This is a genomic window from Streptomyces sp. NPDC051563 (genome assembly GCF_044454225.1).
Taxonomy (GTDB): Bacteria; Actinomycetota; Actinomycetes; order Streptomycetales; family Streptomycetaceae; genus Streptomyces.
Genome location: NZ_JBITDL010000009.1, coordinates 92,503 through 113,736 on the forward strand (window position 1 = coordinate 92,503; position 21,234 = coordinate 113,736).

The following is a 21,234-nucleotide window of genomic DNA, read 5'->3' on the forward strand; positions in this document are numbered from 1 at the left end:
TCCAGGTAGAGCGAGTGCGCACCGGTCCGCAGGGTCGTTGAGGCCGAGCCTTGTTCCGCAGCCCGGTTCAGACCCGCTTGTAGCTGCGCTTGGAGACAACGCCGTCGGCTTCGAGGGTGGCCTCCAGGCCGTCGGCGGTGAAGGTGCGGGTGATGGTGGCGGTGACGTTGTCCAGCTTCTGGGTCTGGACCAGCTTGTTGCCGTCGCGGACGATCGTGGTCGGGAACTTGTCGCCGTCCTCCCTCTCCTCGATGAACTCCTCACCCAGGACGAAGGCGAGATTGGTGGTCTTGAACGTGGTGACGGTCTTCAGGGTGAAGGCGTTGCCGTCCTCCGTCAGCTCCTCCGTCGGCTTCGAGGACGCCGCCAACTTCCGCGTGGCGAACCCCACCCCTACCGCCTTCAAGTACTCCTCGAAGTTGTCGCTGCTGGTCATCTCGTACTTGCCGGCGAAGCTCATCGATCCCCTGATCCCAGTGAGGTAAATCGGTGGCCGGTCCCCGCGTGTGCGGGATACGGCCTGTGTGTTGTCCGGCCGTGGCCTCCGGGCCGTCGGACGCAGGAACGTCCGGGCCGAACGTGGCAACCGGCCCGGCACGCAGTACGGCGGCAGCCGGCCCGATTTCCTTCGGCCACGGACGCGGCGCGGCCGGGCTCCCGCGTGCTCTGCACGCGGGAGCCCGGCGCTGCGTGCCGGATACCGGAACCCGTACGCCATGTGCCGGCGGCGGGCAGGGCGCTAGGCCGTCTCTTTCGGATCTTGTCGGCCGAGCCCGCGGCGTCCGGTGCCGTGCCCGGGCGTGCTGCCGGGGCGTTCGCGTACTGGGCGTACGTGGTCGCCCCGGCAGTGCGGCCGGGCGCGGTGCCGGGCGTCGCGGGCCCGGCAAGATCCGGAAGAGACGGCCTAGATGCGGTTGACCCGCTCTGCCTGCGGGCCCTTCTGCCCCTGGACGACGTCGAACTCGACCTTGTCGTTTTCCTGGAGCTCCTTGAAGCCGGTGCCCTGGATCGCGGAGAAGTGAACGAACACGTCCGCGCCGCCACCGTCCTGCGCGATGAACCCGAAGCCCTTCTCCGCGTTGAACCACTTCACAATGCCAGTCGCCATGCCTTTTCCCCTTATGAGATCCCAAGGTGCCGCGCGCCAGCCCGTCATGCCCTGCGAGCAGCACTCATCACGGACGGTACGGTCCCCGCGACCGAAGGCGATACAAGGAATCCAGCCACCCCACCCCAGCGATCCCGCCATCCGGGGCGGGTCGAACAGGGCGCCCCCGAAGGGCCGGCCTGCGGTCCGCACTCCCGGCCCGCCCCCTCCCCGGCCCTGGGCAGGTGCCGGTGGCCCAGCCCGGCGTTCCGTCGCTCTGCGGCGCCGGGAGCCGCCCGGATGCGCGGGCGCACACCCTGCCCGGCATCGCAGGCGGACACGCGTGCGGGTGTGGGTGAACGCCGACGACGGACAGGGCTGCGGGGCTTGCGGCGCCGGGCCTGCGGCGGGGCCGGTCCTGACGCCGCCAACGCCGCTACCGCCGCTCACAGCGAACGCTCCCACCAGGCCCTGACAGCGGGAAGGGACCGGAAAACCCGGGCAGGAGCGCCAAGACGTCAGGACCTGACCGGGGCGTTCCGGGTGAGCCCAGCGGTGCGGGCAGGGGCCCACCCGGACCGGTGTACATCCCGCCCTCCTCAACGACCTGAGGGGCCGACAGGGCATGCGCGGAAGGGGCGGCCTAGGCCGTCTCTTTCGGATCTTGTCGGCCGAGCCCGCGGCGTCCGGTGCCGTGCCCGGGCGTGCTGCCGGGGCGTTCGCGTACTGGGCGTACGTGGTCGCCCCGGCAGTGCGGCCGGGCGCGGTGCCGGGCGTCGCGGGCCCGGCAAGATCCGGAAGAGACGGCCTAGGGGCGGGCCTGCCTGGTTTCGGCGTCACGGCGTGCGCAGCGGGCGTCACAGTCCTTGACGACACCCCGAGCGGGAAGCGGCGGTGGCCGCTGTTCCGTGACGGCTGCGCCAGAACGGCGGGAGGTTTCGCGCCCTGCCCCAATGGCGCGCCGGCATGACCCGGCCCTTTGGCGCCTGCTCCTGGCCAGCTGTCCCGGCTGGCCGCCGCGACCTCCGCCTCCGGCAGGCCGATACGGGCGCTGCGCGCTGGCCGGGTGGTGGCGGGGAGGAGCTGCCGCACCTGCGATCATCATCGCCATAAGTAGCGTTGCGACTACTAAGTGTGAGGTCATTGTGGATCAGGGAACAGTCCGTGGGCGTGTGCGGATCAGCTGTGCGGTACTCATCGCAGGAACCGTCCTGTCGGTGCTGCCGGGAGCGGCCGGCGCCACGACGGTACCCGCGGGCGGCCGGGCGGCCGTCCAGCGGGTCCCGGTTGCGGACGAGGCGGACACGGCGGAGCAGAAGGTCGCCAAGGAGCTCTTCGACGCGTTCTGCAAGCAGGACCCGGACCAGGAACTGCACTCGCGGGAGTGGATGCTGGCCACCGATTCGTGGCAGTCGCTCACCCCGTACTACCTGAAGCGGCCCATCTCACCGGACGCCTCGGCCCGCCTCGACCTGTTCCGGGAGGAGCGGCTGACCGAGGACACCCGCAAGGCGGTCTGCGACGGCCCCGCCAAGTACGCCGACCACCTCAAGAATGTGGTCCTGGACCTCAAGGGCGACCTGCGCACCGGCTGCGCGACCTCCCGCGGCCTGACCGCGTTCTACGACTACAAACTGGAAACGGTCCGCGCGATCAACGACCACCAGTGGGCCAAGGTCGACAAGCTCATGGCCGGCTGGCGCGACCCCAAGAAGTTCACCACCGACACCGGCCGCACCAGCTGCCAGACCCTCACCGGCGTCGCCGACACCACCAAGTAGACGCCCCGGCTCGCTCCGGCCACGCGGGCCATGCCTACGGAGGCCCCTGGGGAGGCCTTTGGGGAGGGCTCTGGGGCTGGGCGCGGTTCTCACGAGCAGATACCGCCCCACCTGGCGCACGCGCCGTCCCCGAGCAGGGCCAGCGTTGAGGCTCATGTTGGGCGCCGCGATCGGGACTTCGCGGCGCCCTGCCCGGCCGGACCTCCTTGCCGCGGCGCATCCGAAGCCGGCAGCCGCACACCGCTGGACCCGCCGACACCACCGGTGCGCGGGCGGGCCCGTACCGAGCGCGCTCGGAGCGCCGGGTACGGGATGCATCCCCTACCCCCGGACAACAGCCCTGAGTCCGGCCGGTACGCGTCCAGCAGCTCCCCGCATCCGTGCAGAAGCCGCGGAGTCCGCCGACCTCGCACCCCCAGGGCCCGAGGCGGGGCAATACGGGATTGCGGCGGCGTCTGCATCCGCCGGCCTGTCATGATCCGAAGACCAGGCGGAGGGCTGCGCCCGGCCGCCCGGCGCAGAGCCGCAGGGGCCGAGTGGTGTGCCGGACCTGGATGTGGAGGTGGGGTTGTCGTGGCCGGTGCCGAGTTAGTGGAAGATCCCGACGGTGCGCTGGGGCGTGCCCTGCCACTGGACCGGGAACGGCACCTGTGGCTTGCCGGGCAGGTCCTCGCCTGGAGTGCGGCGAGCACACCTTCCTTGGAGGTCGTCGATCTGGCCGGACTCGAACTGACGGGTCATGCCCTGGTGATCCGGGAGGAGCTGGAGGCGAGGATCAGCCAACTGCCCGCCAGCTCCGAGCTCGGGGAGCTGCTGGGGTACTCCCTGGCCGAAGCCGGCCGTCGGCTGTCGGTGACGTCCTCCGCGCTCGGGGTCCTCGCGTACGCGCAGGGCCGGGCCCGCCTGGTCAAGGGCCTGTACGGATCACTGGACCGCCTCGAACAACGTCCCGGAACCTTCCTGCCGGCACACACCTGACCGTGCCGCGGTCCACACGATCCGGTTCGGTCCGGTCTCACACAGGCGCACCGGTGTCCGGGGCAAGGGCGGCTCGTCCGGTGTGGACCGTCTGCGGCTGGGCACCGGAGGAACAGCACAGGCCCGCCGGGCCGGATAGGTGACGAGCATCCGCAATGCGCGGGCGGAGCAGCCAGGAGGGGAATGCCGTGACGAGCGACGACACGACGACCGAAGCGACCGAGGCAAGCGCCGAGAGCGCCGAGGAGGACGACCGTTTCCTGATCGGGGTGCGGGCTGCGGACGGCAGCGAGGTGACCTTCCGCATCAGGCCCACGACCCAGGTGCAGAGGGTCATGTCCGCCTACTGCCTGAAGATCGGCCAGCCGACAGACGCGATCCGTTTCCTCTACGACGGCGACCGCATCAAGGGCGAGCAGAGCGCCGAGGAACTCGGCCTGGCTCCCGGCGACACCATCGACGCGGTGATCCACCAGACCGGAAGCTGACCCAGCCGCCACGAGCCCTCTCCCCGGACTCTTGACCGCCACGGGTTCGCGTCAAGGACGATGGATCACGGCAGGTGAGAGGGTCAGGGAGAGGACGCGGTCTCGGGCCTTCCCCGCGGCCGGCCCTGGTACCGGTGTCGTCACCGGTACCAGCCCGGTCAGCTACGGTCAGCTGGTGGTGACGGCGGCGATCTTCTTGGCGCCGGAGTAGGTGACCCACACCTTGTTGTCGGGGCCGGAGGTGAGGTGGGCGGGGTTGGCGCCGGAGGTGGGTGCCGGGTATTCGGTGGCGGTACCGGCGGGGGTGATCTTGCCGATCTTGTTGCCGCTCTTGGTGAACCAGACATTGCCGTCCGGGCCGGCCGCGATCTCCGCCGGGCCGCCCACGTTGTACTGGGTGATGGCCCCGGACGGGGTGACCTTGCCGACCTTGTTCGCGCCGTACGCCGTGAACCACACGTTGCCGTCGGGGCCGGCGGTGATCGACTGCATGTAGGACTGCCAGGTGACGTTCGGCACCGTGTACTTGGTGGTCACGCCCGCGGTGGTGGTCTTCATGATCCCGGCGTTGTTGGGGGCGACCCACCACAGGTTGCCGTCCGCGCCCGCGGTGATCTCCGTCGGGTAGTAGGAGATCGGGTACTGGGTGATCGCCCCCTCAGGGGTGATCTTCCCGATCTTGTAGTTGCTGGCGTCGATGAACCAGACGTTGCCGTCCGGGCCGGCGGTGATGCTGTTGACCTCCGGGGAGTTCGGCCCGGTCGGCAGCGTGTACTCGGTGATGGCCCCGGACGGGGTGATCTTGCCGATCTTGTGCCCGGTGTTCTCGCTGAACCAGACATTGCCGTCCGAGCCGGCCGCGATCGACGTCAGGCCCGCATTGGCGGTGGGCACCTGATACTCGGTGACCGCGCCCGCAGGGGTCGCCTTCGCGATCCTTCCCGAGCCCGGGACGGTGTACCAGAAGTTGCCGTCGGGGCCCTTGGTGATCGCGTCCGCGGTGTTGGGCACCGCGTACTCGGTGAACGTCACCGCCGCCGTGGCGGGTGAAGCGCACAGCAACAGCATCGCCGCTCCGAGCGATGCGACGGTCTGCTTCTTGCCACGCATGATGGTTGCCACGTTCACGGCTGTCCCTCTTCTGCTCGTACCGGGCCCCGGAGACCCGGAACCCGGCACCAGCAGACCGCACCCAGACCCCCCGTAACGGATCAAGATCCGCAGTTCACCCGTATGCCGCGGGTTGGGTCAGGGGCAGGTGGCCAGGAGGATGGAGATGACGGTGCAGGTCGCGGTGGCGGTGTCGTTGGCCGGGTTGGGGTCGGTGGGGGCGGAGGCGGTGCGGACCCCGGTGACGGTGACGTGGCCCAGGGAAAGCAGCGACAGAGGGATGCGGAACGTCTTGTCGGCACTGGTCCCGTTGGCGATGGCGGCGTAGGTGCAGGTGACCGTGGAGCCGGCGGTGGTGCAGCCGGTGGACAGGTTGGTGGCGGTGGCGCCGGCCGGGAGGCTGGCGGTCAGGGTGGCGGAACCGACCGGGCTGGGGCCGGTGTTGTGGGCGGTGAGGGTGTAGGTGAGGTAGGGCACCAGGATGCCCAGGTGGGGCTGCGCGGTGACGTTGACGGCGATGTCGGCGGCCGCGTACGTGTACTGGCCGGCCGGACTCGTGGCCGAGGTGCCGCCGGGGGTGGTGACCTGGACGTCCACCGGGCCGGCCATCCCGGGCGGGGCGGTGGCGGTGCAGGTGGTCGCGGTGCAGGAGACGCCGGTCGCGGGGTTGGCGCCGAAGGTGACGGCGGTCGCGCCGTTAAGGGCGGTGCCGGTGATGGTGACGCGGTTGCCGCCGGCGGGCGGGCCGCTGGCGGGGCTGACCGAGGTCACCACGGGCGGCGCGATGTACGTGTACTGGTCCGCGGGGCCGGTCGCGGAGGTGCCGCCCGCGGCGGTCACCTGGACGTCCACCGTGCCGGGCATCCCGGCAGGGGCGATCACGGTGCAGGAGGTTGCCGTGCAGAAGCCGCCGGGGGCCGGGATACCGCCGAAGGTGACGGCCGTGGTGCCGGCGAAGTCAGTGCCGGTGATCGTCACAAGCGTGCCGCCGGCCGTGACGCCACTGGCAGGACTGACCGCGGTCACCGTCGGCGCGATCGCCACGGTGTAGGCGAAGACGACCGAGCCGTTGCCCGCGTTGAAGCCCTCTGTGAGGGCGGGCCCGGTGGCCGTGGGCGAGGTGTAGCTGGAGCCGCCACCACCGCCTCCCCCGCCGGCGACCCGGTCGGCGGCCGGGCGCGGCGGGCGGGTGAACCCGCCGTTGCCGCCGCTGCCACCGGCGCCCCAGCCCGCGCCGCCCTGCCCGCCGCGCCCCGAGTTCCCCGAGTTCGACACGGTGACCGGGGCGTTCGGGAAGCCGCCCGGCTCCCCGGCCGGGCCGTTGAGCTGCGCGCCCGTTCCGCCCGGGCCGGCTGTTCCCCCGCCGGTGGCGGTCGCGGCGCCGCCGCCTCCGCCGCCGGTGGACGGGCTCACGTCCGCGCCCGCGGTGCCCGGGCCGGCGCTGTCGCCGCCCGGGCCGCCCGCGTTCAGCGTGCTGCCGCCCCAGCTTCCGGCGCCGCCACCGGATCCGGCGGTCAGCAACGGTGTGCCGGTGTCGGTGGTGACCGCGACGAGCTCGCCGCCCCTGCCGAACTTGTTCACGTCGGTGCCGGTGCCGTCGCTGCCCTTGGGTCCGGCCGCCACGGCAAGGGCCTGTCCCGGTGTCAGGGGCAGGGTCGCCGTCAGCTGGGCACCCTTGCCGCCGGGGGTACCGGCTGAGTTGGCCCCGCCGCCCGCGCCGAGGAGCGTGACGTCGGTCGTCGTGACACCGGCGAGGAACGTCACGGTGCCTGCACCACCCGTGCAGGTGACCGTGGCGATCGCACCGGCCACGACCGGGGCCCCACACGAACCAGCCGCCGACGCCGGAGCCGCCAGGGCGGTCAGGCCGCCCGCGGCGAGCGCGGACGACGCGGCAACCGCCAACAAGCGGTGGCGCCAGCGGGCAAGCGGCCCGCTTGACGCAGTAGTCGCATACATCGAAGTCCCCCTCCGGTCACACACCACCACGGCGGGAACCGGAGGCCCCCGGGAACCGGCAGCGGTGCGGTCACACAGGACCAGCCCCCTCGCGGCCGACTGCGGCAGCCGCCGGCGGGCCTGTCCCTTGGCGCACCACCACGGCACGAACCCAGACCGCGACAGCCTGCAGCCCACCCCACCGCACACAGCCCGGACCGGAGGAACTCCTGCGGCTATCGTCGCAGCGACCAGCCGGCCACCAACCAGAACCTCCATAAATATCCACAGTTGGCCGAGACCGGCCGGTCAGGGAGGACCTTCACCGGCCGCCCGATGCGTGGCTGGGTGATGGTGAGCCCGGCTCTGGCGCAGGAACCCGTGCCGGACCACTGGACCACGACGGCAGCGGCCTTCGCGGACACGCTGCCACCCACATGACATCGGCCGTTGCCCTCATGTCCTCCACGAGGAGAGGGGCGGAGTCGTCATCGGGCGCGGCGCCGGTGAAGTCCGCGACATCGGCGCGCAGCCGGGCGAGGGCTTCTTGCGGACTGCCGCCCCTCAACAGCGGCCCCACTCGCTCGCTCACGGGATAGAACCGCCCTTGACCGTCGCGGGCCGCATGAGGAGGTGTCCCGCCGGGCCGATCTGGGCGAGGATGCCCGTGACGAACCGCCGGCCGTCCGTTCGGCGGTCCAGTGCGGCCTCGATGCGGAGGCCGACGTCTGCCAGGCCTTCGATCTCGTGGCCTGCCTCGCGGAACGCGGCCGGCACCACTGCCGCGCAGCGGACGGTCTGCAGACCCTTGCCCTGGACGTCGGCGATGACGAGGCGCACGCCGTAGGGGGGAGATACGGCCTCGTACAGGTCTCCCCCGACACGGGTTGCACGGCTCACGGAGGCGTAGGAGGCTCCCAGGCGGACCGGTCCGATCACCGATGGCAGGGGGACGAACAGTACGTCCTCCAGCGTCTTGGCGACTTCCTCGACGTCCAGCAGGCGGCTCTCGGTCTTCCGCCGGGATCGTGCCGCGTACGCCGCCGCAAGGGACACGTAGGCGGTGGCGACCAGCGCCAGGCGCCGAGGTCCCCGCCCGTCGCGGCGATGAACTCGGCGCCGGACCGGGCCCATGCCGGGGGGCTGAGGATGATCTCCGCGTCCACCGAGCTGGGGCAGGAAGTCGCTCATGTCGAAAGAGGCGGCCTAGGCGGCCTGGGTGATCCCCGTGGACTCGGTGGGCTCGGGGGATTCCGTCGGGCGTTGGCGGCGCAGGTTCGCCGCCAGTACGCGGTCCACCGCGCGGTCGGGCAGCAGTCGGCCCAGGCGCATGATCAGGGCGGCGTCCCGGCCGGCGGTGTAGCGGGTGCGGGGCCGGCGGGCGGTCACCGCCTTCGCGATGACCTGCGCGGCGGCGTCGGCGGTCAGGCCCGCGGCGGTGCCGGCGGCCATGAGTGCGTTGTTCGCCCGGACCAGGTCGCCGTAGCGCGCGTCCTGCTCCGGGGTCATCCCGGCGGCCAGCCGGTTCGCGGTCGCGATCCCGCGGTCGGCCATCTCCGTGCGGACGCCGCCGGGCTCCACCACGACCACCTGCACGCCCAGCGGGCCGACCTCCCGGCGGAGCGAGTCGCTGACCGCCTCCAGGGCGAACTTCGAGCCCGCGTACGCCCCGTACGTGGCCATGGCGAACCGGCCGCCGACCGAACTGATGTTGACCACACGGCCCTTGTCGCGCAGCAGCACCGGCAGCAGTGTCTGGGTGACGGCGATGTGGCCGAACAGGTTGACCTCGAACACCTTCCGCCACTCCGCCAACGGCAAGGTTTCCACCGGGGCGTTGAGCTGGATGCCGGCGTTGTTGACGAGTGCGTGCAGCGGCCGCCGGTCCTCGGCGATCCGGGCGCCCAGCGCCCAGATGTGTTCGGACCGGGTGATGTCGAGGATGACCGGCTCGATACCGATGGCGCGGAGGGCGTCGGCGTCGCGGTCGCGCCGGACGCCGGCCAGGACGTGGAATCCCCGGCGCGCCAGTTCGCGGGCGGCCGAGGCGCCCATGCCCGTGGAGGCTCCGGTCACGACGATCAGCTTCTGAGTTTCAGATGACGTTGTCACCTCACTTACGCTAGCAGCTCAGATGACAACGTCAACTGGTTGTAGGATCGGCACCATGGTCACCCGTGCGGAATCCGCCGCCCTCACCCGCCGCGCCCTGCTCGACGCGGCCGCCGAGCTCCTCGACCTCGGCGGACCCGAAGCTGTCACCCTGCGCGAGGTGGGGGCGCGGGCCGGGGTCAGCCGAGGAGCGCCGTACCGGCACTTCACCGGCAAGGACAGCCTGCTGACCGCCGTCGCGACGGGGAGCTGGGAGGAGATCGCCGACCGGGTCCACGCGCTGCGGACCGATCCGGCACTGGCGCCCGCCGAGAGGCTGCGCGGCACCCTGCACACCCTGATCGGCGTCGGCCGGGACCGGCCGCACCTCTACCAGATGCTGTTCCGGCGGCCCGGACACCGTCCGGAGGAGCAGGCGGAGGGGCTCGACCGCGTCCGGCGGCAGCTGTGCGCCCCGGCGGAGGACGAGGTCGCGGACCGCATGCGGGCGGCCGGACGCTTCCAGGACGAATTCCAGGCCGTGGTCACCGGCCTGGTGGGGAAGCGGAACGCACGGCACTACGGCGCCCTGCTGCTGGCCGGCGCGCACGGCATCGCGGAGATGGAGCTCAGCGGGCACCTCGGAGCCGGCGGGCTGAGCGCCACCTCCGACGACCTGGTCGACACCCTCGTCCGGATGGTCGCCGAAGACGGAGAACGCGGAGAACGCGGGGACGGAGACCGCGGGGACGGGGAGCGCGGGGAGAGGGCCCGCTAGACCGTCTCTTCGGCAGCCGGGGCGGCAGGCCGCCGGCCTTCCACCCCGATGCCTACGAACAGCGGAACACCGTCGAGCGCTGCACCACCCAGCTCAAACAGCGGCGCGGCCTTGCCACGATCAATGACCCGGACGGTCCGCGAAGACGGCGTGCGTGGCCGTCAGGAAGCGGCGGACGGTGTCTTGTTCGGCGGGCGCGAGGTCGTCGAGCACGTGGAGCACCCCGTCGATCAGCGGGCCGAAGAACTCCCGGCCCAGCCGCATCGCGGCCGGCTCCACGCGCAGCAGAATCCGCCGTCGGTCGCGCTCGTCGCGGATCCGCTCCACGTGGCCGAGCCGCTCCAGCCGGTCGATCACGGCGGTGGTGCCGGCCGAGTTGAGGCCCAGCCGGGCGCCCAGGAGGCCGGCTGTGGCCGGCTCGTCCGCGCGGGCCGCGTCGAGCAGGCAGATGAGGGCCCGTACGTCGGTGGCGTGCATCCCGTTGCGGGCGGCGAACTCCGCCTGGCGCAGGCCGAACTCGACGGTCACCGCCCGCAGGAGGTGCACCAGCTGCAGGTTGTCGGGTTCCTGGTTGTCGTCCACATCGCCTCCGCCTATGATATCTCGCTGAGCGAGATTATCGCCGATCGAAGCATCGGAGCCCCGCCATGTCATCCGCCGTGTTCCGGACACGCTCCTTCCGCGCCGCCTACGACGCTGCGCTCGGCGAGTGGCCCGGGCCCGTCGAGGCCGTCGACCTGCCCACCCCGTACGGGATCACCCGCGTCAACAGCTGCGGCCCGGCCGACGCCCCGCCGCTGGTACTGCTGCCGGGCGGCGGAGCCACCTCCCTCGTGTGGGGCGCCGTCGCCGCCGGGGCCGCCCGCACGCACCGGGTGCACGCCCTGGATCTGGTGGGCGACCCCGGGCTCAGCGTCCCGGCGCCCGGGCGGGCCATCCGGTCCGTGACGGACCTGGTCGGCTGGCTCGACGCGGTCCTTGACGGGCTCGGCGCGCAGGGACCGCTGACTCTCGGCGGCCATTCGTACGGGGCCTGGATCGCCGCCCACTACGCCGCCAGGAGCGCGGCCCGGCTCGACCGCCTCGTGCTGATCGACCCCACCCAGGTCTTCGCCGGGCTCCGCCCCGGGTACGTGCTGCGCGCACTGCCCGTGCTGGTGCGGCCCACCCCGGAGCGGCTCCGCTCATTCCTCGACTGGGAGACCCGCGGGGCCGCTCTTGACCCGGCCTGGCTGCGGTTGCAGGACGAGAGCGCACGCTTCCCCGCCCTCCGCCCGGTCACCGGACCGCGCCCGGACCTGGCCGCGCTCGCGACGACGCCGGGCATGCGCGTCGACGTTCTGTTCGCGGAGCGCGCCCGCTGTCACGACGCCGTCCGGGCGGCCCGGGCCGCCCGCGCGGCACTGCCGGGTGCGCGCGTCGAGGTACTACCGGGCGTCGGGCACCATGCGCTGCCGCTGACGGCCGCCGGGGAGATCACCCGCCGGCTGTAAGGGGGGTGGGGCGGGTGAGACAACGAACGTCTTCGTGGGGAGGGCAGTCCTCGACGTGTAGGGGCCGCCTTCCTGCGTGATGTGCACCGTCTGCCGGGACGAGCGGCCCGTCCGGGTCAGCGGTAGGGGCTCCACCGGCCGAAGCGGGCCATCAGTTTGCGCGCGGCGTCCTCGTTGAGGCCCAGGTGCACGGCGGCCTGCGCGGTGTCCAGGTCCGCGGCGGTGTCCCGGGCCGCCCAGTACCCGACCCGCTCCGCGACGACCTCCAGGCGGCGGGCCGCCCGCACGCCCGCGACCGGGGAGCTCTTCGTCAGCTTGCCGATCTCCTCCTCCAGTCGCTCCAGCAGCGTGGTGACGGTCTCCGGCAGGGGGACCGCCGTCGTCTCGACCTGGGCCGTGTGCCCGTCCCAGTCGCGTTCGCCCGCGTCCGCCTGCTCTCCCCCGCCCTCCTCAAGGTCCTGGTCCCCGATCGCCGCCCAGTCCAGACGGTGTTCGGGGCCCGTCCAGCCACAGGAGCACACCGCACGCAGCGCGGCCGCTTTCGGGATGTGGGGCCAGTGGCCGTCGTAGACGCTCCACTGCGACACCGGGTCCCCTCCCCCGCCCGAGCCGCTGTCGAAGTACACCGGGGCCGGGACGGTTCCATCAGCGAGGACAGCCTCGACCGCGCCCGTGTGGGAGGTCCCGAACTCCTCCGTCGTCCACGTCTCGCGCCTACTCACCACGGCCCCGCCCCTCTGCTGCCCCGTGTTCAGGCGGCCCGCGGTGCGGGGCCGCCTGAACACGACGATGCCGCAGCCAGGCCGACGGGCAGACGGGTTTTCACGAAGTGGTGGCATGGATCCGCACCGAAGCCGTACCGTCCGGGCCGGTTACGTCTTCGCATGCGGCGGCCACTCCTCGGGGCCATGGTCGCCCTTGGCCCGGTTCGGCGGCGGGAAACCCTCCTCCGAGCACATCCGCCGGGGGACGGTGCCGAGCGATGCGACCTGCCGTGATCGGCACGTCACCTCTCGACCCCTTGCTGTTCTCAACCCCTCGCCGTTCTCAACCCCTCGCCGCTCTCAACCCCTTGCCGTTGACCGGGTTGCTCCCGATACTCGCGCGGCCCACCGCCCCGCTTCGTGGAGGTCTCCGTGCGCAGAAGCGCCATGCTCTCGTCCCTGCTCGCCGCCGTTCTGGCGGTTCCCGCCATCACCGCCTCCTCGGCCGCCGCCGGTCCGGAGCCCTCGGCTCCTTCCGCCGTGCCCGCCGCCCTGCTTCCCGTCGCGTCCGCTCCCGCCTCAGGTGCCCGCAAAGTGATCCTCGACGCCGACATGGGCGAGCTGAACGACGACGCCGTCACGATGTTCATGCTGGCCAAGTCGCCCCGGATCGACCTGCTCGGTGTCACCGTGGTGTCAGGCAACACGTGGGTCGAGGAGGGCACCGCCTACGCGCTGCGCCAGCTGGAGATCGCGGGCCGTCCCGAGGTCCCGGTGGCCGCCGGAGCGGGTGAGCCCCTGATGCCCGGCCGTCAGGAGCGCTTGACCGCCGAGAACGCCCTCTACGGGACCGCCCCGTGGACAGGGGCCTTCGAGTCCCCGCGCCCGCCCTCCTACGACCGGCTCGCGAAGCCCCCGTACGGCGGCTATCCCCGCACCCGGCCGGTACGGGCCACGGCGGTCGAGTTCATCGTCGAGCAGGTCAGGAAGCACCCGCACCAGATCACCTTCATCGAGGCCGGGCCGGCCACCAACCTCGCGCTGGCCGTGCGCAGTCACCCGGAGATCGTCCCGCTCCTCAAGGAGGTCATCTACATGGGCGGGGCCTTCGACAAGCCCGGCAACATCACCCCGGCCGCCGAGTTCAACTGGTGGTTCGACCCGGAGGCCGCCCGGATCGCCGTGCGCACCCCCTTCGCGAAGCAGACCGTACTGCCGGACGACGCGGCCGTGGGGGTGAAGTACACGCGCAAGGAGTACGAAGCCGTCGTCGCGGGCCCCTCGACCCCGGTGACGCGGATGTTCAAGGACCTCCAGGGACCGGAGTTCGCCAAGGACCCGGCCCATTTCACCTACGTGTGGGACGCCCTGACGGCGGCCGTGCTGCTGGACCCGTCGCTCGCCGTCGGACCTGAGGAGCGGTACGTGGACGTGGACGCCACCTTCGGGCCGGACTACGGGCGGTCGATCGGATACCGGCTGGACGAGTTCGCGGCCCCGCGCAATCCGGTGGGGACCCGCAAGGCCACCGTGGTCACCCGGATCGATGCCGGGCGCTTCTGGCCGCTCTACACGGGCCTGTTGCGCCGCCCCTGAGCTGAAACGTGTCACCCGTGCGCGGATCCGGGACCTCCCGGGGTCTTGTGGTTGCTCCGGTTGCTTCCCATACTCCGCGCAACACGAGTTGCCAACTCGTGTTGCGGCAGGGTTCACGGCCGCGCACGGCAGCGGGGCGGAGCGGCGTCCGCCCACTTCCAGGGGGTTTCTGAGCATGGCGACTCGGCAGGACGTGGCACGGCTCGCGGGCACTTCGCCCGCGGTGGTCAGCTACGTACTCAACAACGGGCCCCGTTCGGTGGCGCCCGCCACCAAGGAACGGGTGCTGGCCGCCGTACGGGAACTGGACTACCGGCCCAACGCGGTGGCCCGGTCCCTGCGGATGAGCCAGACGATGACCCTGGGGCTGGTGGTCCCCGACGCGGCGAACCCGTTCTTCGCGGAGCTGGCCCGCTCGCTGGAGGACCACGCCTGGGCGGCCGGATACACCCTGCTCGTCGGCAACACCGTCGACGATCCGGGCCGTGAGGCCGGCTACATCAGGACCTTCGTCGACCGGCAGGTCGACGGGCTGGTGCTGATCCCGTCCCAGGGCGCCCGGCCCTGGCGGGCCGAGCTGGCGCGGGCTGCGGTGCCCAGCATCGTCTTCGACCGCGAACTGACCGGCGTGGCCGCCTCCCACGTGGTGGTGGACAACGTCGGCGGGGCGCGGGCCGCCACGGAGCACCTGCTCGCCCACGGCCGCCGCCGGGTCGGGTGCATCGCGGGCCCGGTCGGCATCCATCCCACCGTGGACCGGGTCGTCGGCTGGCGCGGTGCGCTGGAGGCTGCCGGGATGCGGGCGGGCTCCGGTTCGGGCGGGACCACCGGATGGGAGGCGTGCCCCGGGGCGGCCCCGCTGCTGCACGGGCAGTTCGGGCGGCTCGACGGCTACCGGTCGGGGCGGGCGCTGCTGTCCGTGGACCGTTCGGTGGACGCGCTGTTCGTCACCTCCGACGAGCAGGCCTTCGGGGTGCTGCGCGCGGCGACGGAGCTGGGCATCCGGGTCCCGGACGACCTCGCCCTGGTCTCCTTCGACGGGATCGCCGCCGGGGCGTACACGACCCCGGCCCTGTCGACGATGCGCCAGCCCTTCGACGCCCTCGCGCGCACCGCCGTACAACGGCTGCTCGGGCGGATGAAGGAGCCGGACCTGCCGCCCACCCGGGATGTCCTGCCGATGTCCCTGCTGGCCCGGGGCTCCTGCGGGTGCCCCGACCCCGAGGGCGGCGAACACGCCGCCCCGACGAGCTCGACGGAGGAGTACCCCGGCAATGAGTGAACGACTGGTGGTGATCGGCAGCCTGAACATGGACCTGTCGGTCACCGTGCCCCGGCTGCCCAGCCCGGGAGAGACGGTGTCGGGCGCCGACGTGGTGCGCGGCGCGGGGGGCAAGGGCGCCAACCAGGCCGTGGCCGCGGCCCGGCTCGGCGGCGAAGTCCGGATGACCGGCCTGCTCGGCGAGGACACCCTCGGCGGGGAGCTGCGGGTCCGGCTGGCCGAGGAGGGAGTCGACGTGCGGGGCGTGGCCCTGTTGCCCGGCGCGTCGACGGGGCTGGCGCTGATCGTGGTCCAGCGCGACGGGGAGAACACCATCACCCTGTCCCCGGGGGCCAACCGGCGCCTCGACCCCGCCGCGCTGGAGCTGCTGTACGGGGCAACCGCGCCGGCCGGACCCGGCGAGACCCTGCTGCTCCAGCTGGAGGTGCCGGTGGAGACGGTGCTCGCCGCGGCCCGGGCCGCGCGGGCCACGGGCGCCCTCACCGTACTGAACGCGGCCCCGCTGCCCCCCGTACCGCTGCCGGAGGCGCTGCTCGGGGCGGTGGACGTGCTGGTGGTCAACGAGACGGAGGCTGCGGGACTGCTGTCCTGTGACCCCGGCCCGGACTGGGCCGCGCACGCCCGGCGGCTGCGCGAGCTGGGGCCCGGGGTCGTGGTCATCACCCTGGGGGCGGCGGGCGCGGTGGCCGCCGGACCGCTGGGAACGGTGTCCGAGCCAGGCTTCCCGGCGGACGCCGTGGACACCGTGGGCGCCGGTGACGCCTTCTGCGCGCAGCTGGCCCTGGCCCTGGGCGCGGGAATCCCGCTCCCGCAGGCCCTGCGCCGGTCCTGCGCCGCGGGATCCCTGGCCACGACCAGGCCGGGGGCGCAGGCGGGGCTGCCGACCCGCGCCGAGGTGGAGGAGCTGCTGGAGGCCGTCCATGCGCGCTGAGGGTCTGTGGAATCCGCGACTCCTGCATCTGATCACCGGCCTCGGGCACGGCGACCTGCTGGTCATCGCCGATCCGGGGCTGCCCGTACCGGCCGGGGTGGAGTGCGTCGACCTGGTCTGGCGGCGAGGAGATCCGCCGCTCGGGCCGGTGCTGGCGACGGTACTGGGCGAGCTGGTCGCCGAGCGCGCGACGGTGGCCGAAGAGGCCCGCGCTCCGGAGCTGCTGGCGGTGTTCGGCCGCGAGCTGGCGGGCCTGCCGGTGGACCGGGTGCCGCACGCACGACTCAAGGAACTGACCGGTCGGGCCCGGGCGGTGGTCCGGACCGGGGAAACAACCCCCTACGCGAACGTCGTGCTCCACGCCGGCGTTCCCTTCTGAATCCCCCTGAATCCCCCCTCGCAGAAACCCCTTTCGAACCTTCCCTTCCAACCCTTCTGGGAGACCTCATGAACATCAACCGGAACAGAATGTTCCAGATGACCGCGACTGCCCTCGTCCTGACCTCCGCCCTCACCGCCTGCGGCCAGGAAGGCGACGGCGGGGCCCAGCCGAGTGCCGGATCCGGCGCCAAGGCCTCCGGCGGCGGCCGCCCCACCGTCTGCCTGGTGATGAAGTCGCTCGGCAACGAGTACTTCCAGGCCATGCAGAAGGGCGCCGAGGAACACGTAGCCCAGCGCGGCGACCTGGTCCTGAAGGCCAGCGGCATCCAGAACGAGACGGACATCGACGGACAGGTCGCCGCCGTCAACAGCTGCATCACCGCGCAGGCCCAGGCCATCGTGGTGGCCCCGGCCGATTCCCGCGCCCTGGTCGCCCCCCTCGGGCGGGCCGTCAAGGCCGGGATCAAGGTCGTCAACATCGACGTGAAGCTCGACGACGGCGCCCTGAAGGCGGCGGGCCTCGACATCCCCTTCGTGGGCCCGGACAACACCGAGGGCGCCCGTCTCTCCGGCGAGGCGCTCGGCAAGTCGCTCGGCCAGGGGGCCAAGGTGGTCATCCTGGAGGGCAACCCGGGCGCGGCCAACGCCCAGCAGCGCAAGGCCGGATTCGAGGCCGCGGCCCGGGCCGCCGGCCTCACGGTCGTGGACTCCAAGACGGCGCACTGGGAGACCGACGAGGCCTACACCGTGGTCGGGAACTGGCTCACCACCCACCCCGAGATCCAGGGCGTGCTCGCCTCGAACGACTCGATGGCCCTCGGCGCGGTGAAGGCCGTCCAGGCCAAGCAGAGCAAGGTCAAGATCGCCTCCTTCGACAACATCGAGGCGATCCGTCCGTACGTGAAGGACGGCTCCGTGGTGGCCACCGTGGACCAGTACGGGGCCCAGCAGGCGGCGAACGGCATCGACGAGGCGATGAAGGCCGTCAAGGGCGAACAGCCTCAGGGCTGGGTCAAGACGAAGCTCACCCTCGTCACCGCCGCAGACCTGGGCTGAGCGGTGACCCGTCCCGTGAACCCCCGACCGCAACCGCGTCCGGCCGGCATCCCGGCAGAGACCCCGTACGCCGAGGAAGACCCCGTCTTCGAGGCCCGCGGCATCACCAAACGCTTCCCCGGAGTCACCGCCCTCGCCGGGGTGGACCTCACGCTGCACCCCGGCGAGGTACACGCCCTCCTCGGGGAGAACGGCGCCGGCAAGTCCACCCTGGTGCGGATCCTCGGCGGCGTCCAGGCCCTGGACGAGGGCGCCATGCTCCTGGAGGGCCGCCCGTACGCCCCCACCTGCACGGCCGACGCGATGCGCGCGGGCGTCCAGGTGGTGCACCAGGAGCTGAACCTGCTGCCGAACCTGACCGTCGCCGAGAACCTCTTCTTCCAGCGGCTGCCGCGACGCTTCGGCCTCGTCGACCGGCGCACCCTGCACCGCCGGGCCGGTGAACTCCTCGACGAGGTAGGACTGGACGTGGCCCCCGGCACCCCCGTGGAACGCCTGGGGATCGCGCAGATGCAACTGCTGGAGATCGCCCGCACCCTGTGGCAGGACTGCCGGGTGCTGGTGATGGACGAACCGACCGCCACCCTCACCCCGCGCGAGACCGAAAGGCTCTTCACCCTGCTGCGCCGGCTCACCGCGCGCGGTACGGCCGTCCTCTACATCTCCCACCACCTGGAGGAGGTGTTCGAGATCTCCGACCGGCTGACGGTGTTCAGGGGCGGCCGCAACGTGGTCACCAAGGAGCCCGCCGACACGGACACCGCCGAGGTGATCCGGCTCATGGTCGGCCGCGACATGGAGGCCGCCTACCCACCCCACGTGCCCCGCGAGCCGGGCCCCGAACTGCTGCGGGCCGAGGGGCTCACCGCACCCGGAGGACGGCCCGCTTCCTTCGCGCTGCGCGCGGGCGAGGTCGTGGGCGTGGCCGGGCTCGTGGGGTCGGGGCGCACGGAGACGGTCCGCGCTCTCTTCGGCGCCGACCGGGCGGTGGGCGGCCGGGTCCTGCTCCGGGGCCGGGAGGTACGCATTCACAGCCCCCGGGACGCGGTGCGCCAGGGACTCGGGCTGCTCACCGAGGACCGCAAGGAGCAGGGCCTGGTCCTGGACATGCCCCTCGCGGCGAACGTGACCCTCGCCGCGACCGCCAAGGTGTCGCGGGGCGGCCTGCTGCGACGGGCCGAGGAGGACCGGCTGGCGCGGGAGGCGGTGGAGTCCCTGGCCGTGCGGACCCCGGGGATCCGTACTCCCGTACGCACCCTCTCCGGCGGCAACCAGCAGAAGGTGGTGCTCGCCCGCTGGCTCCTCGCCGGGGCCGACGTGCTCATGGTCGACGAACCGACCCGGGGCATCGACGTCGGCGCCCGCTACGAGATCCACCAGCAGCTCATCGACCTGGCCGCCGAGGGGCGCGCACTGCTGGTGGTCTCCTCCGACCTGCCCGAACTGATCGGCATCTGCGACCGGATCCTCGTGTTCTCGCGCGGAGGCCTGGCCGGAGAGGTCGCCCGGGCCGACTTCGACAGCTCGCACATCCTCGCCCTGGCCTACTCCGGCTACACCGACACCGCGACACAAGGGCGGACCGAGCACCCACCCGGGACCGGACCCGATACCGCGTCTGGGACCAGATCCACACCTACGCCGCCTACACCTACGCCTACACCCGCACCCGCACCCGCACCCGCACAGAAAGGTGACACCCCGTGACCGCCTCGACGACCCAGTCCCCGTCCACGGCTCCCGCGCGGACGGGGCCGGCCGCCGGCCGCCGTTCGCCCACCGGCTCCTCACTCGCCCGCCAGGTGATGGGAGAGGCCGGCATCGGCATCGCACTGCTGGCCCTTGTGACCGTGTTCGCGCTGGTCGCGCCGAAGTTCGCGACCAGCGCGAACCTGACCAACATCGCTACGGAGATCACCCTCAACACGATGCTCGCGGTCGGGATGACCTTCGTGATCCTGGTCGGCGGCATCGACCTCTCGGTGGGCGCCGTGATGGCGCTGGCGGCCGTGGTCGCCGGCGAGGTGCTGACCTCGGGCGGATTCCCCGCAGCGATCGCCGTGCCGCTGGCGGTACTCGTCGCGGCCGGGACGGGGATGCTGTGCGGGCTGGTGAACGGCTTCGTCTCGGAGCGCTGGCGGGTTCCGTCGTTCATCGTGACCTTGGGCATGCTCAACATGGCCCGGGGCGCGGCCCTTGAGTTCACCGACGCCAAGACCCTCTACGACTTCCCGCCCGGCTTCACCCGCTTCGGCACCTCGACCCTGCTGGGTGTGCCCGCGCTGTTCTGGATCGCCCTCCTGATGGTGCTGGTGGGTCACCTGGTGCTCACCCGGACCGTGTTCGGGCGGCTGGTCTTCGCGATCGGCGGCAACGAGGAGGCCGTGCGGCTCTCCGGGCACCGGACCGGCCTCGTGAAGGTGGTGGTGTACGTGATCGCCGGCTTCGCGGTCGGGATCGCGGCGGTCACCTACATGGCGCGGCTGTCCATCGCGAGCCCGATCATCGGCAGCGGCTACGAGCTGAGCGCCATCGCGGCGGTGGTGATCGGCGGGGCCTCGCTGTCGGGCGGCAAGGGCTCGATGGTGGGCACCCTGTTGGGGGCGTGCCTGCTCGGGGTGCTCACCAACGGACTCCTGCTGATGGGGGTTTCGGACTTCCAGCGGCAGATCATCACCGGAGCGGTGATCGTGGTCGCGGTGGTCGTCGACCACTACCGCGGCCGTCTGGCCAACCGCCTGCCGGTAGCCCGAATCGACGACCGGGCCGCGGCCTGAGCCCGGGGCCCGTCCTGGGCGGCATCCTGTCGATCGACCGTCGGGGCGGACTCCGTCACGCAGGCCCGCTCGCCCACAGCGGTTCGGTCGGTCCGGCCGCGCGAGTCCTCAGCGTTGGCGGGCTCGGTGGGCGGCGCGGTGCCTCCGCTGGCAGTACGCCGCCGCCCTGGCCCGTTCCTCCGAGCCGCGCCACTTCGCGCACCAGTACTGCAGTGCCGCGTGGTGGGCGCCGTAGTGGTGCGGGTCCCGGGTGATGATCTCCTTCCAGATCTGCTGCACGGCCTCGTCGGAGCAGCCCAGGACGAGCACGGCGAAGATCTCGTTGACATGGGGCGAGGGGTCGTCGGGGTTCAGCTCGGCCGCACGCGCGTTCTCCTGCGGGGCCCGGGCCGGCGTGGCGTGGAAACCGGCGAACTGTTCATGGCCGGTGTCCTTCGCCCAGCCGCCTCCGCGTTGGTGCCGGGCCAGGTTGACCACGGCCTTCGCCCGTACCAGCGCGAGGTCGGCACCGTCCGGCCCGACCGCCGTCTCCCACGCCTCCAGCCGGCTCCCGGGCAGAGCCGCCCGGTACGAGCCCAGTGCCGAGGCAGGGGAGGAACGACGCGCCCCGTCATGGCGCTCCACGCGGACGATCGCGCAGGTCAGCGGCCCTGTGCGGGGATTCGTGGCCGGCGGGCGGAGACGGAGCGCAGCGCCTGCGGCGGACAGGCCGGCGTAGGGGGCGTCGTCGTCCGCGGAGGCAGGGCGTGGCGTGGCGGGGTGG

21 protein-coding genes are annotated in these 21,234 nt (G+C 72.4%); 12 read left to right on the forward strand and 9 right to left on the reverse strand.

Annotated features, from left to right (window positions below; translation table 11 throughout):
- Positions 1 to 67: 67 nt before the first annotated feature.
- Both ACIA8F_RS13055 and ACIA8F_RS13060 read right to left on the reverse strand, forming a co-directional pair.
- On the reverse strand, positions 68 to 460 hold the full coding sequence (locus ACIA8F_RS13055; RefSeq protein ID WP_399378378.1) for a lipocalin/fatty-acid binding family protein: 393 nt from the start codon (positions 458 to 460) through the stop codon (positions 68 to 70).
- A 444-nt stretch (positions 461 to 904) separates the two neighbouring features.
- The gene (locus tag ACIA8F_RS13060) at positions 905 to 1,108 is read right to left on the reverse strand and encodes a cold-shock protein (RefSeq protein ID WP_399378379.1); all 204 of its coding nucleotides are present in this window, start codon (positions 1,106 to 1,108) and stop codon (positions 905 to 907) included.
- 1,151 nt (positions 1,109 to 2,259) lie between these two features.
- Here ACIA8F_RS13060 and ACIA8F_RS13065 point away from each other — a divergent pair.
- From ACIA8F_RS13065 to ACIA8F_RS13075, 3 genes are all read left to right on the forward strand, one after another.
- Entirely contained in the window at positions 2,260 to 2,868 is a 609-nt protein-coding gene (locus ACIA8F_RS13065; protein WP_399378380.1) for a hypothetical protein, read from the forward strand.
- A 591-nt stretch (positions 2,869 to 3,459) separates the two neighbouring features.
- Positions 3,460 to 3,846: a restriction endonuclease gene (locus tag ACIA8F_RS13070; protein WP_399378381.1), complete on the forward strand. Its 387-nt coding sequence runs from the start codon at positions 3,460 to 3,462 to the stop codon at positions 3,844 to 3,846.
- Between the two features lie 188 nt (positions 3,847 to 4,034).
- Positions 4,035 to 4,334 carry a ubiquitin-like protein gene (locus ACIA8F_RS13075; protein WP_399378382.1) on the forward strand — a complete coding sequence of 100 codons (300 nt, stop codon included), beginning with the start codon at positions 4,035 to 4,037 and terminating at the stop codon, positions 4,332 to 4,334.
- Positions 4,335 to 4,502: 168 nt separating this feature from the next.
- Here ACIA8F_RS13075 and ACIA8F_RS13080 read toward each other — a convergent pair whose 3' ends face one another.
- From ACIA8F_RS13080 to ACIA8F_RS13095, 4 genes are all read right to left on the reverse strand, one after another.
- On the reverse strand, positions 4,503 to 5,462 hold the full coding sequence (locus ACIA8F_RS13080; protein WP_399378383.1) for a virginiamycin B lyase: 960 nt from the start codon (positions 5,460 to 5,462) through the stop codon (positions 4,503 to 4,505).
- A 120-nt stretch (positions 5,463 to 5,582) separates the two neighbouring features.
- Positions 5,583 to 7,208 carry an IPT/TIG domain-containing protein gene (locus tag ACIA8F_RS13085; protein WP_399378384.1) on the reverse strand — a complete coding sequence of 542 codons (1,626 nt, stop codon included), beginning with the start codon at positions 7,206 to 7,208 and terminating at the stop codon, positions 5,583 to 5,585.
- A gap of 762 nt (positions 7,209 to 7,970) precedes the next feature.
- A complete protein-coding gene (locus tag ACIA8F_RS13090; protein ID WP_399378385.1) occupies positions 7,971 to 8,573 on the reverse strand; it encodes a SpoIIE family protein phosphatase in 603 nt (200 codons plus the stop codon).
- Positions 8,574 to 8,588: 15 nt separating this feature from the next.
- On the reverse strand, positions 8,589 to 9,494 hold the full coding sequence (locus ACIA8F_RS13095) for an SDR family NAD(P)-dependent oxidoreductase (protein WP_399378386.1): 906 nt from the start codon (positions 9,492 to 9,494) through the stop codon (positions 8,589 to 8,591).
- Between the two features lie 55 nt (positions 9,495 to 9,549).
- Here ACIA8F_RS13095 and ACIA8F_RS13100 point away from each other — a divergent pair, with 55 nt between their 5' ends.
- Positions 9,550 to 10,251 (forward strand): TetR/AcrR family transcriptional regulator, encoded by a 702-nt coding sequence (locus ACIA8F_RS13100; RefSeq protein WP_399378387.1) that lies wholly within the window; start codon positions 9,550 to 9,552, stop codon positions 10,249 to 10,251.
- 120 nt (positions 10,252 to 10,371) lie between these two features.
- On the opposite strand, the gene ACIA8F_RS13105 is transcribed toward ACIA8F_RS13100, so the two are convergent.
- Entirely contained in the window at positions 10,372 to 10,833 is a 462-nt protein-coding gene (locus ACIA8F_RS13105) for a MarR family winged helix-turn-helix transcriptional regulator (protein ID WP_399378388.1), read from the reverse strand.
- 65 nt (positions 10,834 to 10,898) lie between these two features.
- On the opposite strand from ACIA8F_RS13105, the gene ACIA8F_RS13110 reads away from it, so the two are divergent.
- Positions 10,899 to 11,744: an alpha/beta fold hydrolase gene (locus ACIA8F_RS13110; protein ID WP_399378389.1), complete on the forward strand. Its 846-nt coding sequence runs from the start codon at positions 10,899 to 10,901 to the stop codon at positions 11,742 to 11,744.
- Between the two features lie 116 nt (positions 11,745 to 11,860).
- On the opposite strand, the gene ACIA8F_RS13115 is transcribed toward ACIA8F_RS13110, so the two are convergent.
- A complete protein-coding gene (locus ACIA8F_RS13115; RefSeq protein ID WP_399378390.1) occupies positions 11,861 to 12,469 on the reverse strand; it encodes a hypothetical protein in 609 nt (202 codons plus the stop codon).
- Between the two features lie 411 nt (positions 12,470 to 12,880).
- Here ACIA8F_RS13115 and ACIA8F_RS13120 point away from each other — a divergent pair, with 411 nt between their 5' ends.
- The 7 genes from ACIA8F_RS13120 to ACIA8F_RS13150 all read left to right on the forward strand — a co-directional run bounded on the left by ACIA8F_RS13120 (position 12,881) and on the right by ACIA8F_RS13150 (position 20,471).
- Complete coding sequence (locus tag ACIA8F_RS13120; RefSeq protein ID WP_399378391.1) at positions 12,881 to 14,044, forward strand: nucleoside hydrolase; 1,164 nt, start codon at positions 12,881 to 12,883, stop codon at positions 14,042 to 14,044.
- A gap of 175 nt (positions 14,045 to 14,219) precedes the next feature.
- The gene (locus ACIA8F_RS13125) at positions 14,220 to 15,326 is read left to right on the forward strand and encodes a LacI family DNA-binding transcriptional regulator (protein ID WP_399378392.1); all 1,107 of its coding nucleotides are present in this window, start codon (positions 14,220 to 14,222) and stop codon (positions 15,324 to 15,326) included.
- Positions 15,319 to 16,257: a ribokinase gene (locus ACIA8F_RS13130; protein ID WP_399378393.1), complete on the forward strand. Its 939-nt coding sequence runs from the start codon at positions 15,319 to 15,321 to the stop codon at positions 16,255 to 16,257. Before ACIA8F_RS13125 ends, ACIA8F_RS13130 begins: the two co-directional genes overlap by 8 nt.
- Positions 16,247 to 16,636: a D-ribose pyranase gene (gene rbsD / locus ACIA8F_RS13135; RefSeq protein WP_399378394.1), complete on the forward strand. Its 390-nt coding sequence runs from the start codon at positions 16,247 to 16,249 to the stop codon at positions 16,634 to 16,636. The genes ACIA8F_RS13130 and rbsD overlap by 11 nt, the downstream gene beginning before the upstream one ends.
- 98 nt (positions 16,637 to 16,734) lie before the next feature.
- On the forward strand, positions 16,735 to 17,694 hold the full coding sequence (locus tag ACIA8F_RS13140; protein WP_399378395.1) for a sugar ABC transporter substrate-binding protein: 960 nt from the start codon (positions 16,735 to 16,737) through the stop codon (positions 17,692 to 17,694).
- 15 nt (positions 17,695 to 17,709) lie between these two features.
- A complete protein-coding gene (locus ACIA8F_RS13145; protein ID WP_399378396.1) occupies positions 17,710 to 19,401 on the forward strand; it encodes a sugar ABC transporter ATP-binding protein in 1,692 nt (563 codons plus the stop codon).
- A complete protein-coding gene (locus ACIA8F_RS13150; RefSeq protein WP_399378397.1) occupies positions 19,398 to 20,471 on the forward strand; it encodes an ABC transporter permease in 1,074 nt (357 codons plus the stop codon). The genes ACIA8F_RS13145 and ACIA8F_RS13150 overlap by 4 nt, the downstream gene beginning before the upstream one ends.
- Positions 20,472 to 20,579: 108 nt before the next feature.
- On the opposite strand, the gene ACIA8F_RS13155 is transcribed toward ACIA8F_RS13150, so the two are convergent.
- On the reverse strand, positions 20,580 to 21,095 hold the full coding sequence (locus tag ACIA8F_RS13155; RefSeq protein WP_399378398.1) for a hypothetical protein: 516 nt from the start codon (positions 21,093 to 21,095) through the stop codon (positions 20,580 to 20,582).
- Positions 21,096 to 21,234: the final 139 nt, after the last annotated feature.

Coding starts and splice junctions, on each gene's coding strand:
- ACIA8F_RS13055 (WP_399378378.1), bottom strand. CDS start 460: ATGAGCTTCGCCGGCAAGTACGAGATGACCAGCAGCGACAACTTCGAG.
- ACIA8F_RS13060 (WP_399378379.1), bottom strand. CDS start 1,108: ATGGCGACTGGCATTGTGAAGTGGTTCAACGCGGAGAAGGGCTTCGGG.
- ACIA8F_RS13090 (WP_399378385.1), bottom strand. CDS start 8,573: ATGAGCGACTTCCTGCCCCAGCTCGGTGGACGCGGAGATCATCCTCAG.
- ACIA8F_RS13100 (WP_399378387.1), top strand. CDS start 9,550: ATGGTCACCCGTGCGGAATCCGCCGCCCTCACCCGCCGCGCCCTGCTC.
- ACIA8F_RS13110 (WP_399378389.1), top strand. CDS start 10,899: ATGTCATCCGCCGTGTTCCGGACACGCTCCTTCCGCGCCGCCTACGAC.
- ACIA8F_RS13125 (WP_399378392.1), top strand. CDS start 14,220: ATGGCGACTCGGCAGGACGTGGCACGGCTCGCGGGCACTTCGCCCGCG.
- ACIA8F_RS13130 (WP_399378393.1), top strand. CDS start 15,319: ATGAGTGAACGACTGGTGGTGATCGGCAGCCTGAACATGGACCTGTCG.
- rbsD (WP_399378394.1), top strand. CDS start 16,247: ATGCGCGCTGAGGGTCTGTGGAATCCGCGACTCCTGCATCTGATCACC.
- ACIA8F_RS13140 (WP_399378395.1), top strand. CDS start 16,735: ATGACCGCGACTGCCCTCGTCCTGACCTCCGCCCTCACCGCCTGCGGC.